The 13,510-nt window shown below is 66.2% G+C and carries 11 protein-coding genes and 1 pseudogene; 5 read left to right on the top strand and 7 right to left on the bottom strand.

Annotated features, from left to right (window positions below; genetic code table 11):
- Nucleotides 1-902: 902 nt before the first annotated feature.
- A complete protein-coding gene (locus tag GA645_RS20205) occupies nucleotides 903-1,064 on the top strand; it encodes a DUF1427 family protein (protein ID WP_152224747.1) in 162 nt (53 codons plus the stop codon).
- 34 nt (nucleotides 1,065-1,098) lie between these two features.
- Entirely contained in the window at nucleotides 1,099-2,055 is a 957-nt protein-coding gene (locus GA645_RS20210) for a zinc-binding alcohol dehydrogenase family protein (RefSeq protein WP_152224748.1), read from the top strand.
- 77 nt (nucleotides 2,056-2,132) lie between these two features.
- Here the strand turns inward: GA645_RS20210 and GA645_RS20215 are convergent, their stop codons facing one another.
- Both GA645_RS20215 and GA645_RS20220 read right to left on the bottom strand, forming a co-directional pair.
- Complete coding sequence (locus GA645_RS20215; protein WP_152224749.1) at nucleotides 2,133-2,921, bottom strand: TenA family transcriptional regulator; 789 nt, start codon at nucleotides 2,919-2,921, stop codon at nucleotides 2,133-2,135.
- A 76-nt stretch (nucleotides 2,922-2,997) separates the two neighbouring features.
- Nucleotides 2,998-5,391, bottom strand: coding sequence for an EAL domain-containing protein (locus tag GA645_RS20220; RefSeq protein ID WP_152224750.1), 2,394 nt, complete (start codon nucleotides 5,389-5,391; stop codon nucleotides 2,998-3,000).
- Nucleotides 5,392-5,794: 403 nt separating this feature from the next.
- Here GA645_RS20220 and GA645_RS20225 point away from each other — a divergent pair, with 403 nt between their 5' ends.
- Both GA645_RS20225 and GA645_RS20230 read left to right on the top strand, forming a co-directional pair.
- Complete coding sequence (locus tag GA645_RS20225) at nucleotides 5,795-6,898, top strand: helix-turn-helix transcriptional regulator (RefSeq protein WP_256675980.1); 1,104 nt, start codon at nucleotides 5,795-5,797, stop codon at nucleotides 6,896-6,898.
- A gap of 121 nt (nucleotides 6,899-7,019) precedes the next feature.
- The gene (locus GA645_RS20230) at nucleotides 7,020-7,907 is read left to right on the top strand and encodes a class I SAM-dependent methyltransferase (RefSeq protein WP_152224751.1); all 888 of its coding nucleotides are present in this window, start codon (nucleotides 7,020-7,022) and stop codon (nucleotides 7,905-7,907) included.
- Here GA645_RS20230 and GA645_RS20235 read toward each other — a convergent pair whose 3' ends face one another.
- The 5 genes and pseudogenes from GA645_RS20235 to GA645_RS20255 all read right to left on the bottom strand — a co-directional run bounded on the left by GA645_RS20235 (nucleotide 7,908) and on the right by GA645_RS20255 (nucleotide 12,327).
- Complete coding sequence (locus GA645_RS20235) at nucleotides 7,908-9,701, bottom strand: ABC transporter ATP-binding protein (protein ID WP_152224752.1); 1,794 nt, start codon at nucleotides 9,699-9,701, stop codon at nucleotides 7,908-7,910. It abuts the gene before it with no gap.
- On the bottom strand, nucleotides 9,694-10,329 hold the full coding sequence (locus tag GA645_RS20240) for a DsbA family protein (protein WP_152224754.1): 636 nt from the start codon (nucleotides 10,327-10,329) through the stop codon (nucleotides 9,694-9,696). The genes GA645_RS20235 and GA645_RS20240 overlap by 8 nt, the downstream gene beginning before the upstream one ends.
- A gap of 3 nt (nucleotides 10,330-10,332) precedes the next feature.
- The gene (locus tag GA645_RS20245) at nucleotides 10,333-11,268 is read right to left on the bottom strand and encodes a rhodanese-related sulfurtransferase (RefSeq protein WP_152224756.1); all 936 of its coding nucleotides are present in this window, start codon (nucleotides 11,266-11,268) and stop codon (nucleotides 10,333-10,335) included.
- A gap of 155 nt (nucleotides 11,269-11,423) precedes the next feature.
- Complete coding sequence (locus GA645_RS20250) at nucleotides 11,424-11,732, bottom strand: BolA family transcriptional regulator (RefSeq protein ID WP_152224758.1); 309 nt, start codon at nucleotides 11,730-11,732, stop codon at nucleotides 11,424-11,426.
- 27 nt (nucleotides 11,733-11,759) lie between these two features.
- Nucleotides 11,760-12,327, bottom strand: a pseudogene (locus GA645_RS20255) (DUF2059 domain-containing protein).
- A 121-nt stretch (nucleotides 12,328-12,448) separates the two neighbouring features.
- Here GA645_RS20255 and GA645_RS20260 point away from each other — a divergent pair.
- Entirely contained in the window at nucleotides 12,449-13,462 is a 1,014-nt protein-coding gene (locus tag GA645_RS20260; RefSeq protein ID WP_152224762.1) for a DUF2804 domain-containing protein, read from the top strand.
- The last annotated feature ends 48 nt before the right edge of the window (nucleotides 13,463-13,510 follow it).

Here is a 13,510-nt window from a genome sequence, read left to right on the forward strand (position 1 = left end):
AGTAACCCAAAGTCTCGTCCCGACATCCGGCCCCGGCTTCGCCGGGGTCCCCTCGCTCCGGTATCGCTCCGAGGGTCGGCGTAGAAGGGCCATCCCTGGCCCTCTACGCCTCTCGCGGCATCCATGCCGCTCGCCCCTCTGCGCAATACCTCCACTCGGCCTCCTGACGGGACTCTGCGCGCGCCGGAAACTCTGGCTGCTTCATGCTGAATGGCGCTTCGTAGGATGGCGTAGAGCGAAGCGAAACCCATCAAGGCGGATAACGCTGCGCGTTATTCGCCCTACGGGTGTTCATCCTGCAGCATGGGGGCAAAGGTGAGCCTTCGCGGACAAAGGCTAGGCGCCCCCATCTCTCCTACGAAAAGCGGTTTCCAGAGAAACTTCCGCACGCACCGGAGCGCCCCTTCAGGAGGCCGAGTGGAATCGGAGTTTCAGGGGTTGAGCGACATGGATGTCGCGAGAGCGTCGTTGGGCCATGGATGGCCCGTCGACACGGGCCCCTGAAACTGCGATGGAGCGAGGGAAACGGAGCGCAGCGTAGTAACAGCCGAAGGCTGGCCCGCAGGGTGAGCGAAGCGAATCAGTCCCGCGAAGCGGGACCCGGATGCAGGGGCAAGACCTTTGGTTACTTTGCGTGGGGCGGCCATCCGTCGTTTGAGAAAAGTGACTCGCCCGAGGGGGCGAAACAAAACCTATCAGCACACACCGAAGCGGTGCAGAAACACCCAAACAAGAAGCATCGCGGACGGAGTCCGCTCCTACGAAAAAAAAGCCCAGCACATCGATCCAATCCCACCACACATCTGTCCGATATTCCGAAGCCATTGACCGGCGCCAGCCGATCCCCCGCCCTAGACTTCATTCATCCCACTTCAACCGCCGAGCGCCGCGCGGAGAACACCATGAGCTACCTGATCTCTCTGGCCATCGGCACCGCCGTCGGCCTGGCCTACCACTTCCTCGATTTCCGCTCCCCGGCGCCGCCGCTGGTGGCGTTGGTCGGCCTGCTGGGCATGCAGATCGGCGAGAACGCCATGCCGCTGCTCAGCCGCTGGCTGCACTGACTCGACCTTCCATCCACTGTTACGGACCCGTGCCATGAAAGCCCTGCAATTCGACCGCACCGGCGACCTCGCCGCCCTGAGCCTCACCGAACTGCCCGACCCGATTCCCGCCGCCGGAGAAGTGCTGGTGGAAGTCCATGCCGCCGGCCTCAACCCCAGCGATGTGAAGAACGTGTTGGGCCGCTTCCCCTACACCACCCTGCCGCGCGTGCCGGGCCGCGACTTTGCCGGCATCGTGGTGAAAGGCCCGGCCGAGTTGCTCGGAAAATCCGTCTGGGGCACCGGCAAGGGGCTGGGCTTCACCCGCAATGGCAGCCACGCGCAACTGATGAGCGTGCCGGCCGGCGGCGTGGCACCAATGCCCGAGCGCATGAGCTTCGCCCAGGCCGCCAGCTGCGGCGTGCCCTATACCACCGCCTGGGACGCTCTGGAGCGCAGCCAGGTGGGCGCCGGCACGCGCCTGCTGGTGATTGGTTCGGGCGCCGTTGGCGCAGCGGCGATCGCCCTGGCCAAGGCCCTTGGCGCCGAGGTGCTGGGCGCGGTGCGCCGCGCCGAGTCGCAGGCGGAGCTGCAGGCGCAAGGCGTCCGGAGCATCCTGCTGGGCTCTGCCGACACCCTGCCCGCGCAGGTAGAAGAGCATTTCCCCGGCGGCGCCGAGGTGATCTTCGATACCACCGGCTTCTGGCTGCCGGCGGCGGTCTCCGCGCTGGCCACCTTCGGCCGCATCGCCATCATCGCCGCACCGGTGGACGGCCATGTGCATTTGCCGGCCCTGGCGCTGTACCGCCGTGGCGGCTCGGTGGTCGGGGTCAATTCGCTGCTCTACGACACGGTGGCCTGCGCCAACATGCTGCGCCAGTTCGGCCAGTGGTTCGATGACGGCAAGCTGCCGCTGCCCACCGGCCTGCGCGAAGTGCCGCTGAGCGAGGGGGTGCAGCGCTATCGGGAAATCAACGAGGGGAGCAGCGAGAAGATCATTCTGTTGCCCTGAGTGGTTTGTAGATCAGGTGCCCTCATTCCCACCCGCTCCCAGCGGGCAGGAGTGAGGGCAAGCCCCCAGCGCCGAGCCTACCCCGCCGCCTGCATCGGCCGCCGCCGCGAGCCGCTGTGCGCCTGCTCCAGCGCCATGCAGTGATCGAGGAACATGCGCATGTAGCCGAAGCTCTTGCAGATCGCCTCGCGCAGGGACAGGCAGCGCGGCACCGCGAGTTGCGGGCCGCAGAGGGTGCAGATGATCTCCAGCGCTTCCCACGGGTGGTCGTCGTCGTAGCGGGCGTGCATCTTCAGCCAGCGCATGGCGTCCTTGCGACTGCCGGCAGGAAGGGTGCGCTCGTAGGCGTCGGTGGAGCACACCAGCGCCGACCACTCGCCGGTAACGCCTTCGATGGCGTAGTTGGTGGCCGCCATGGCCAACGCCAGCTCATCGCTGGAGCTGGTGTGCCAGCACCAGTGGCTGAGCGCATGCAGCTCGCCCGGCACCAGTTGGGCCTTGAGCTCGGCCAGGGTCACGCCGTAGCTCTCGGCCCAGCGCAACCAGTAGTCGGCATGATTGAGTTCGACGCGGATGTTGCGCATCAGCCAGCGCCGCGCCATGTCTTCGCCAGGGCTGCGGCCGAAGCGGGTCTTGAGCAGGTTCTGCGACATGTACAGGGGGAACTGCTCCACCACCGGCCAGCCGCCGATCAGGAAGGCGCGCAGGGTCTGGCGGCTGAGCTGGCCGTCGCGCATGCGTGCGTAGAAGGGGTGGCCGACCACCGCCTGACGACTGCTCTCGCACTCCTGCACCAGGCGCTGGGCCCAGAGGGGGTAACTGGAAAGCTCCTTGAGCGGCCCACTACGAACAAAGGTCTCGTTCATCCAAGGCTCCGTTGCCGATCGATCCATGCAAGCACCGGTCAAACTGGCCTCAGATTAGTCCTCCGCGGCTCCGGCGTCACCGTCTGGAGGTTGTGTTCGCTCCAGCGGTCGCCATTTCCGTCTCCCGCAGGAAGCTGCGGTTGAAGGGTTGCGGCCGGGCGAGGCCATAGCCCTGAGCATAGTCGACGCCGATTTCCCGCAGGACTTCGAGTATTTCCATCGACTCGACGAACTCGGCCACCGTGCGCTTGCCCATGACGTGGCCGATCTGGTTGATCACCTGGACCATGGCCCGGTCGATCGGATCGTCGAGCATGTCCTTGATGAAGCTGCCGTCGATCTTCAGGTAGTCCACCGGCAGGTGCTTGAGGTAGACGAAGGAGGACATGCCGGCGCAGAAGTCGTCGAGGGAGAAGCGGTAGCCCAGGGCCTTGAGCTCCTGGATGAAGCGCGTCGCGTTGACCAGGTTGGCGATCGCGCTGGTTTCGGTCACCTCGAAGCAGATGCTCGCCGGGGCGATGCCATAGCGCGGCTGCAGGTCGCGCAGGAAGTCGAGGAAAGTGTCATCGCCGATGGTCGCTCCCGACAGGTTGATCGCGCAGGTATGGATCGGCTCGTAATCCCCTTCCATCGCACGGGCTGCCAGGGTCTTGAAGGCACTCTCGACCACCCAGCGGTCGATGTCGGGCATCAGTCCGTAGCGCTCCGCGGCGGGAATGAAGTTGATCGGGGCCACCAGGCGGCCACTTTCATCGTTCAGGCGCAGCAGCAACTCGACATGGGCGCCCTCGTCCGCGCGCGCATCGACCGGGAAGATCGCCTGCGCATAAAGACAGAAGCGCTCCTCGTCGAGGGCCAGGCGGATGCGCTGGACCCACGCCATCTCGCCCACACGGGTCGACAGCTCGGTATCGTCGGGGCGGAACACCTGGGCGCGATTGCGGCCCTTCTCCTTGGCCATGTAGCAGGCCATGTCGGCGCAGCGCAGCGCCTCCTCGACGGACACCAGCATCGACGAGACATGCACCACGCCGATGCTGACGGTGATGTTGAACGGCCGGGTTTCCCAGATGAAATGCAGGCCCTGGATGGTCAGGCGGATACGTTCGCCGATCTGTTCCGCCATTTCCGGCGGGCAGTTCTCCAGCAGGATGCCGAACTCGTCGCCGCCCAGCCGCGCCAGGGTGTCGCCGTCGCGCAGGCACTGCTGCAATACCGAGCACACCTGGCGCAGCAGCTCGTCGCCGGCGGCATGGCCGCAGGTGTCGTTGACCAGCTTGAACTGGTCCAGGTCCAGGTACATCAGCGCATGGCGGTCATCCATGTGCACCGAGCGTTCCATCGCCTGCTTTAGGCGGAATTCGAACTCGCGGCGGTTGGTCAGGCCGGTCAGCGCATCGTGGGTTGCCTGCCATGACAGGCTGGCCATGTACTGGCGCTCGCGGGTCATGTCATGCATCACCAGCACCACGCCGACCACCCGACCGTCAGCATGGATCGGCGTGCCCACCAGCGTCACCGCCACGCTGGTACCGTCCAGGCGCTGGATCAGCTTGCTCGACTCACTGCCGCCATCCACTTCGCCACGCAGGATCTGCCCCACCAACGGCAGGCCTTCTTCCTGATTGGCCTCGTCGAATATCCGCAGCAGCGAGCGCAACGGCAGGCCGACCGCCATGTTGCTGTCCCAGCCAATCAACCGCTCGGCGGCGGGGTTGAAATAGGCGATGCACTCCTGGGCATCGAGGGTCACCACACCGTCGCCGATCGCCGCCAGGGTGGTCTGCGCGCGCTCCTTCTCGGCGTCCAGGGCGCTTTCGAAGGCCCGCTGCTGACGCACCAGCTTGAGAGTCCGCCAGATCGCCAGGAGGATCAGCGCCAGCCCCGCCAGGCAGTTGACCACCAGCAGCACCCACATCAGCATCCGCGAACCCTTGCCCAGGGCGGCGGAGAAGGCCATGGCCGCTGGCGTCACACCTTCGTTGATGCCCTGGATGCGGTTGTTCCAGTAACTCAGGTCGCCGGGGTTGACCGTGCCGGCACGGATGCTCGCGTGCATCTCGTCGGCCACCTGCAGGAGCTGGTCGAGGAAGGTGTCGCCGACGATCCAGCGCTTCACCGCCTCGTCGAAGAAGCTGTACTCGTGGAAGTAGCGGTACAGCCAGATCAGGCTGTTGACGTCATCGGGGTGATTGCCGCCATCCAGCGCGCCGCGCCGCGCCTGCTCGATATCCGGCGGGTCCTGGTCGAGGGCCGCGCGGAAGGTGCGGTCACCCAGGGGAATGGCAATCGCTGCCTCGTAGCGGCGGTAGTCTTCCGGGTCGCGGGTCTGGCCATAACGCTGCAGGTAGTGGATGGCATCCTTCTGCCCCTTCGACCAGAGGCTTTCGCCACCCACGTACGCCCGCACGCCGGAAAGAATGTACAGACTGCCGGCGCCGATCAGCGCCTGCAACAGCACCACGGCCATGAACGGCCATATCAGCCGTAGCAGCCGTGTTCTTCGACGGTTCGGCAAAAGCCCCGAGGCATCCATAGCGTGCTTCAACTTCCTTCTTCTTATCCCTGACAAGCTGCACCGGGCGGTTCAGGCTCGCGCCGCCAAGGGGAAATTCTGCGTTACTACCTTTTACTCATAGCCGATCACGGAGAATCCTCAAACCGCATAGCAGGGCCCTTGGTCGGCTGACGAAGTGTTGTTCTGGTGAAACTCTGACGGCCCGATGCCTCGCCCTGCCCATCTGCGCCACTCGTCGGAAGCCCTGCACCCGACCAACGGCCAGCCATGGCGCCGTACCCCGGTGCCTTGCGCGAAGAAAGGCCATGAGCCATACCTCTGCCAATCGTGCAATCTGCAAGCCTGGAGTAACCCCATGCCGAGTCGGGATATGGACGTGCTGTACGACCAGCTGGTGGGACTTTCCTATGAATGCGTGCTCGACGAGAGCGCCTGGCTGCCCTTGCTCTCCGGCCTGCTCGGCGCCACCGGCCGCCAGCAGGGCGCCCTGCTGTTCTGGGACCAGACCCAGGCAGGCGCACTGGCGAGCGAGATCAACCTGTGCGATCCCGGCGCCATCGAGCTGTACAACCGCGACTACTGCAATATCGATCCGTCCAAGGGCTTCATGGTCCACCGCCCCGTGGGCAACTGGTACCACGACCTGGTGGAGTTCGGCCCGGAGCGCATCCGCCGCGACCCCTACTATCAGGAATTCCAGCTGCCCAACGACATGCTCAACGTGTCCTGCCTGAAGCTCAACGAGCAGGCCAGCGCCGGCATCTACCTGTCGGTGCTGACCAGCGTCGGTGCGCGCTATCCCACGCCCGACGAACAGGCCCTGCTGAACCGCCTGAGCCAGCACCTGGTCCGCGCGGCGCGGATGTTCGAGCGGATCGGCGACATGCGCCAGGAGCTTTCCAAGCGCGACCTGCTGCTCGACCAGCATCCCACGCCACTCTGGCTGCTCGATGGCAACACCCGCGTGCTCTATGCCAACCAGGCCGCACAGCAGCAGCTGCGGCAACAGAAAGCGGCCTTCTATGAAGTCTTCGGCCGTCTGCACTACCGCCGGCACAATGCCCGCCTGCAGGCACTGGTGCGCCACGCCGCTCCTCGCCAGGGCAAGGGGAAGGCGGGCTGGTTGCCGCTGAGCGACAGCAGCGCGCTCGAACTGCTGGTCACCCCGGTGCCGGCCGAAGCCGGCTTCAACCAGGCCTTCCAGCGGCCACTGGCCCTGCTCGCCCTGCTCGACCCGCAGCGCCAGAGCCGGCTGCTCGGCGAACTGTTCGGCCTTACTCCGGCCGAGCAGCGCCTGGGCGACCTGCTGGTGCGCGGGCTCTCACCGGAGCAATGCACCGAGCACCTGGGCACCTCCATCAATACCGTGCGCAGCCAGTTGCGCGCGCTGTTCCGCAAGACCCACACCAGCCGCCAGGCCGAGCTGGTCAGCCTGTTGGTGCGCCTGGGCCAGCGCTGATCCAAGCGGCGTCATCATTCATTCAGATGATGGACTAGGGTCGCGTCCCCCCTAACGTGGTGACTGAAACACCGGCCCGGAGGGGGGCCGGCCACGCAATCGGCATCCCAGGTGGACGGCAATGGACAATCGGACCCAGCAGAATCCGGAATCGATCAAACAGGCCATCGAAGAACTCGAACAGCAACTGCGCCGTATCAAGGACAGCAACTCCCAGTTGCTGGCGCTGGCCACCGGTCACTCCGCGCCCGTGGAGCAATCCCGGGTGCTGCCCTTCCCCCGTCGGCGCGAGCGGCCCATGGGTGAAGGCGCCGGCAACGCCGTGCTGCTGGACTACCTCTACGGTATCGACAGCAGCCTGCCCTCGCTGCTGCCCGACGGGCCCACCGACGAGCTGTTCCGCTACGCCAGCTCGGCGCCGGCCTCGCGCGCCCTGCGCTCGCGACGCCAGTTGCTGGCCCGGGAGATCGACCGCACCTGCGAGCAACTCGGCGGCCAGGCACGCATCCTCTGCGTGGGCTGCGGCCACCTGCGCGAGGCGGACCTTTCGCGGGCGCTGCGCAACGGTCACTTCCGTGAGTTCGTCGCCCTCGACACCCCGTTGCAGTCGCTGCAAACCGTGGAGTCCTGCTACGCCTCGCAGGGCATACGGGCGGTGCAGTGCAGCCTGGACGAGCTGTTCTACAGCCGGGCCGACCTGCGTCATTTCGACCTGATTTACTGCGCCGGGCTCTATGAAGTTCTCGATGACCAGGACGCCCGCGACCTCACCCGCAACCTGTTCGCCCGCCTGCTGCCGGGTGGGCGCCTGCTACTGAGCAACTTCCTGCCGGGGATACCGGATATCGCCTACCTCGAAGGGCTGCTGGACTGGCAGCCGCACTACCGCAGCGACGCCGCGATGATCGACCTGCTGCAGGGCGTGACCTACAACGACATCGCCCACACCCGGATCTTCCATGACCTGGGCCACTGCGTGACCTTCCTGGAAGTCACCCGCTACGGCTGATCAGTTCTGCTGCAAATGGCCATACAGGCGGGCATACAGCCCGCCTTCGGCGATCAGTTGCTGATGGTCGCCGTCTTCGGCAATGCGCCCGCCGTCGAACACCAGCACCCGGTCGGCCTGCTTAACCGCCGACAGGCGGTGGGCGATGATCAGGGTGGTGCGCCCTTCGAGGAAGCGCCCCAGCGCCTGGTGCAGGGCGTACTCGGTGGCGGCGTCCAGCGCCGAGGTCGCCTCGTCGAGGATCACCACCTTGGGCTCGGCCAGCACCATGCGGGCAATGGCCAGGCGCTGCCGCTGGCCACCGGAGAGGCGCACGCCGGAGCGGCCCACCACACTGTCCAGGCCTTGCGGCAGGGTGAGGATGGTGTCCGCCAGCTGCGCCACTTCCAGCGCGCGCCAGCAGGCTTCGTCGCTGCGCTCGCGGCCCATGGTCAGGTTGGCGCGCACCGTGTCGTTGAACAGCGCCGGATGCTGCAGCACCACGGCCACATGCTCGCGCACGCACTCAAGGCCAATCTCCTCCAGCGCCACGCCGCCATAGCGGATGCTGCCGGATTGCGGCTGGTAGAGGCCGAGCATCAGTTGCACCAGGGTGCTCTTGCCGCCGCCGCTGGCGCCGACTATGGCGACCTTCTCGCCGGGAGCGATATCCAGGTCCATGCCGTCGAGAACCCGCTCGTCGCGGTAGGCGAAGCTCAGGTCGCGCACCTGGATGCCGACATTGTCCTGGCCGACGAAGGGATCGCGGCGCGGCGGATACTGCGGCTCGTCGGCACGCGCCAGCAGCTCGTTGATACGGCTCAGCGCGCCGCCGGCGGCGTAGTAGGCGTATTGCAGGCTGAGCAGTTGCTCCACCGGGCCGATCATGAACCAGAGGTAGCTGAACACCGCCAGCATCTGGCCGATGGACAGGTCGGAGAACAGCACGGTGAGCATCGCCGCGGCGCGGAACAGGTCGATACCGAACTGGAACAGCAGGCCGCTGGCGCGCCCGGCGGCATCGCTCTTCCACTGCGAAGCCACCGCATAGTCGCGCACCTCGCGGGCACGCACGCCCAGACGGCCGAGGAAGAAGCCCTGGCGGTTGCCGGCACGCACTTCCTGGATCGCCTCCAGGGTTTCGGTGAGGGCCTGGGTGAAGCGCGCGGTGCTGTCGTTCTCCAGCTTCTTCAGGTGCTTCACACGCTTGCCCAGCTGCACCGTGGCGAAGATCACCAGCGGGTTGAACAGCAGGATCAGCAGCGCCAGCTTCCAGTGCATCCAGATCAGGATGCCGGCGGTGCCGCAGAGAGTCAGCAACGCCACCAGGAAGCGGCTCAGGGTGTCGCCGACGAACTTGTCGAGCGTATCGAGATCGGTCACCAGGTGCGCGCTGACCGAGCCGCCGCCGAGAGTCTCGTATTCGCTCAGGGCGATGCGCTTCAGGCGCTCGATCAGGCGCAGGCGGATGCGGTACACCACATCCTTGGACAGCCGCGCGAAGAGCCGCGCCTGCAACACGTTGAAGACCAGTGCGCAGCTGCGCAGCGCCAGAGTCACCAACAGCATCAGGCCGATATATCCAGCGGGTTTGTGCCAGCCATCAGGCAGCCAGTGGTTCATCACCTGCAGCGCGGCGTCGCCCTTGCCCAGCAGTACTTCGTCCACCAGCAGCGGCAGCAGCAGCGGGATCGGCACACTGCACGCGGTGGCCAGTACGGCGACCAGGTTGGCGAGCAGCAGGGCCTTGCGGTGATGGAAAGCGAGGCGGCGAATCTCCGCCCAGCTCAGGCGGTCAGCGGACAGCTCAGGCATGCCGCCCGCGCTCCAGCCAGCGATCCAGCAGCGGCGCCAGTTCGCTCAGGGGCTGGTAGCCGTTGGTCAGCAGGGCCAGTTGGCCATCGCGCTCGGCCAGCAGGGTGGGGAAGCCGGCGATGCCCAGGTCGCGGGCCCAGGAGAAGTCGGCGAGGGTCGCCAGGTGGTTGTCCTGGCTGTCGAAGGCTTCGGCGAATTCGATGCGCGGAAGACCCGCGCGCTCGGCCAACTCGGTAAGCACGCTGGCCTGGGTGACATCACGGCCTTCGGCGTAGAACGCCTGCTGGATCTCGCCGACCAGCGCCCAGGCACAATCTTCATCCAGGCGGCGAGCGGTCACCACCGCCCGGCAGGCCGGCTCGGTGTCGTAGACGAAACCATCGGGCAGCGCGCCCTCGAAGCGAAACGGCTGGCCGGTGGCGTCATGCACCGCCTGCCAGTGTTCGAGGATATAGCGCTTGGTGGCCGGCTCCAGCGCCGCGCCCTGGCCGGTGCGCAGCCCGCCCATCACCAGTGCCAGCGGCACGCCGGCGGCGCGCGCCTGCTCTACCAGCTTCTCGGCCACCGGGGCGAAGCCCCAGCACCAGGAGCACATCGGGTCCATCACATAGAGCAGGCGGCTGGTCACGTATCAGTTCTCCGCGCGGGGGTCACGGCCAATGGGATGCGGCTGGTTACGCTCGCGCGCCAGCTCGATCTGCTTCTGCCGCTCGCGGGCGCTGGCGCGGGTTTTCTCCGACAGCGAATCCCAGCAATGCGGGCAGCTTATGCCTGGAGCGTAATGCTCCGAGGCGCGATCCTCGGCCGAGATCGGATTGCGGCAGGCATGGCACTGATCGTAGTCGCCTTCGGACAGGTCATGGCGCACGGTCACGCGGTTGTCGAACACGAAGCAGTCGCCGCGCCAGAGGGTCTCGGCCTCGGGCACTTGCTCCAGGTACTTGAGGATGCCGCCCTTGAGGTGGAACACCTCCTCGAAGCCTTCGTTGAGCATGTAGCTCGACGCCTTCTCGCAGCGGATGCCGCCGGTGCAGAACATGGCGACCTTCTTGTGCGTGGCCGGGTCGTAGTGCTCGCGGATGTACTCGGGGAACTCGCGGAACGACTTGGTCTTCGGGTCGATGGCGCCCTCGAAGGTGCCGATGGCCACTTCGTAGTCGTTGCGGGTGTCGATCAGCAGCACTTCCGGATCGGAAATCAGCGCGTTCCAGTCCTTGGGCTCGACGTAGGTGCCGACCTTGGCGTTCGGGTCAACGCCCGGCACGCCGAGGGTGACGATTTCCTTCTTCAGCTTCACCTTGGTGCGGTAGAAGGGTTGTTCGTCGCAGTAGGACTCCTTGTGGTCCACGTCGGCCAGGCGCGAGTCGTTGCGCAGCCAGGCCAGCAAGCCGTCGATACCGGCGCGGGTGCCGGAGACGGTGCCGTTGATGCCTTCCTCGGCGAGCAGCAGGGTGCCCTTCACGCCGTTGTCCAGCAGGGCCTGCAGCAGGGGTTCGCGCAGGGCGACGTAGTCGGGCAGGGAGACGAACTTGTACAACGCCGCGACGACGATTCGATCGGTGGTCATGCATCACTCCAGTGGTCGCCCGCGTAAAGGGCGGACCGGGTCTTTGAATAACAACAGCTGAAAATGACAGCGCCGGCGAAAGCCGGCGCTGGGAGTCGCATTCTACCGGAGCGGGGCGTTGCCCGCATCCCGCCGCCGATCAGGGCAGCCTGCAGTCAGTGCAGATCGTGCTTGCTGCCGCCACGGCAGGTCGGCGAATCCGGCGCCTGCCCCTGCTGCGCCCACTCCTCGGGGGTGTAGGTGTGCAGGGCCAGGGCGTGGAACTGCCCCATCAGGTCACCCAGGGTGGCGTAGACCTTCTGGTGCCGCTTCACCGCGTTCAACCCGGCGAACACCGGGCTGACGATCACGGCCTTGTAGTGCGTTTCCTGCCCGCGACTGTGCATGTGGCTCTCGTCGAGCACGTCGAGGTGCTGCGGTTCGAGGGCGCCCAGGGCGGTCTGGATACGGTCACGCATGCTCATTTCAGGCCTCGTACGCTAACGAGTGAATCAGGGCTTCTTGGCCGGGGCGGACGATGCGGCCGGGGCCTTCACGCCCAGTTCCTTGTCCATGTCGGCCATCAGCTTGTTCACCGGCTCCACGGCGGTCTGCAGCTTGGCCTGGGTCAGCTGGGCGGATTCGGCGGTCAGGCGCGGCATCTTCTCCAGCATCTTGCGGCCGACCGGCGAGGCGTAGAACTCGTTGATCTGCTTGAGCTCGGACTCGCTGAAGTTGCTGGTGTAGAGCTTGATCAGCTCGGGCTTGAGCTTGTCCCAACCTACCGCGCGATCGAGCTCGGCATTGGCCTTGGCCTGGTAACGCTCCAGCACGGGCTTCTTGCTGTCGGGCGCGTTGGAAGCGGCGAAGCGCTGGGCGAGCATCTGCTGGACCTGCGCATAGACCGGCACGGTGAGCTTGTCGGCGTGAACCTGCTTGAGGAATTTCTCCGCCTCGGTGTTGGCGTCGGCCAGGGCGACAGTGCTGAAGCCCACCAGTAGTGCTGCGGTGCAGAGAGTACGAAGAGCGGTCATTGGGCAGTCCTTGAGTCTGAAAGTGTGTCCGGGTGGGACCCGACATTCTGCGCCTAAGTTCGGAAAGTGCTCAAGTGACCGCCGAACTGCACGGAAGTGACCCACTTCTCTTGTCGACCTTTCAGCAAACCGTCATGCTGCTTCGCGTTGCCACATGGATGTGTCCAATGAATACCTTCACCTACGTGCCGCCCTATGCGAACTCGCCGCCCCTGTGCGACCCGCGGGGCCGCCTGAACGACGCCGCCATCGGCTGGTCGAGCCGGCCACAGACGCTCTGCAACCTGCCGGGCAACCCGGGCCGGCGCAAGCGCTGGAATCACTGGTGCATCAATGCACCGGGCTGGATGCTCTCGCTGACCATCGCCGACCTCGACTACCTGGGCTACGGCGCCATCTACTTCCTCGACCTGGAAAGCGGCCGCTCGGTGCACCGCACCCAGATCACGCCCCTGGGCCGGGGCTGCGAGCTGCCCGACGTGCCCAACCAGAGCCACAACTTCCAGCATGGCGACCTGTGCCTGAGCTTCGCCGAACAACCCGGCCAGCTGCGCATCACCGCCAGCGCCCCCGACCTCGGCGGCCAGCGGCTGAACCTGGCGCTGGAAGTCCAGCGCCCCGCGCACCTGGAGTCGGTCAACCTGGTCGTGCCCATGGCCGGCCAATGCTTCCATGCCTGCAGCCGGCAAATGGGCCTGCCGGTGCGCGGCAGCCTGCAACTTGGCCGCAGCGTCTACCAGTGCAGCGCCGGCGAAAGTTTCGCCGCGCTGGACTTCGGCCGGGGCGTGTGGCCCTTCCGCACCCACTGGACACGCGCCGCCTTCGCCGCCCCCGGCGGCATCGCCGGTAACTTCGGCAGCGGCTGGACGGACCACTCCCCGCTCAAGGAAAACGCCCTGTGGTTCGGCGGCGAGCTGCAGCGCCTGGAGCACGACATCGAGATCCACCAGGCACCTCACGATCCGCTGGCGCCGTGGCGCCTGCGCAGCCCCTGCGAGCGTGTCGACCTCACCTTCACCCCGCGCAAGCTGCACCGCGCCTGTCCGCGCCTGGGGCCGCTGTTCGCCGAGACCAGCCAATGGTTCGGCCACTTCGACGGCTCCCTGCGCAGCCTCGACGGCGAGCACGTTCCGGTACGCGAGGCGCTGGGCTGGGTCGGCGCGACCCAGGCGCGCTGGTGAAGCCGCTCTATCAAGGCAATTGATCCGACGCGGAACCCGGAGCCCCGA

Source organism: Pseudomonas sp. SCB32, assembly GCF_009189165.1.
GTDB lineage: Bacteria > Pseudomonadota > Gammaproteobacteria > Pseudomonadales > Pseudomonadaceae > Pseudomonas.

Coding starts and splice junctions, on each gene's coding strand:
- GA645_RS20205 (WP_152224747.1), top strand. CDS start 903: ATGAGCTACCTGATCTCTCTGGCCATCGGCACCGCCGTCGGCCTGGCC.
- GA645_RS20210 (WP_152224748.1), top strand. CDS start 1,099: ATGAAAGCCCTGCAATTCGACCGCACCGGCGACCTCGCCGCCCTGAGC.
- GA645_RS20215 (WP_152224749.1), bottom strand. CDS start 2,921: ATGAACGAGACCTTTGTTCGTAGTGGGCCGCTCAAGGAGCTTTCCAGT.
- GA645_RS20220 (WP_152224750.1), bottom strand. CDS start 5,391: ATGGCCGTGGTGCTGTTGCAGGCGCTGATCGGCGCCGGCAGTCTGTAC.
- GA645_RS20225 (WP_256675980.1), top strand. CDS start 5,795: ATGCCGAGTCGGGATATGGACGTGCTGTACGACCAGCTGGTGGGACTT.
- GA645_RS20230 (WP_152224751.1), top strand. CDS start 7,020: ATGGACAATCGGACCCAGCAGAATCCGGAATCGATCAAACAGGCCATC.
- GA645_RS20235 (WP_152224752.1), bottom strand. CDS start 9,701: ATGCCTGAGCTGTCCGCTGACCGCCTGAGCTGGGCGGAGATTCGCCGC.
- GA645_RS20245 (WP_152224756.1), bottom strand. CDS start 11,268: ATGACCACCGATCGAATCGTCGTCGCGGCGTTGTACAAGTTCGTCTCC.
- GA645_RS20250 (WP_152224758.1), bottom strand. CDS start 11,732: ATGAGCATGCGTGACCGTATCCAGACCGCCCTGGGCGCCCTCGAACCG.
- GA645_RS20260 (WP_152224762.1), top strand. CDS start 12,449: ATGAATACCTTCACCTACGTGCCGCCCTATGCGAACTCGCCGCCCCTG.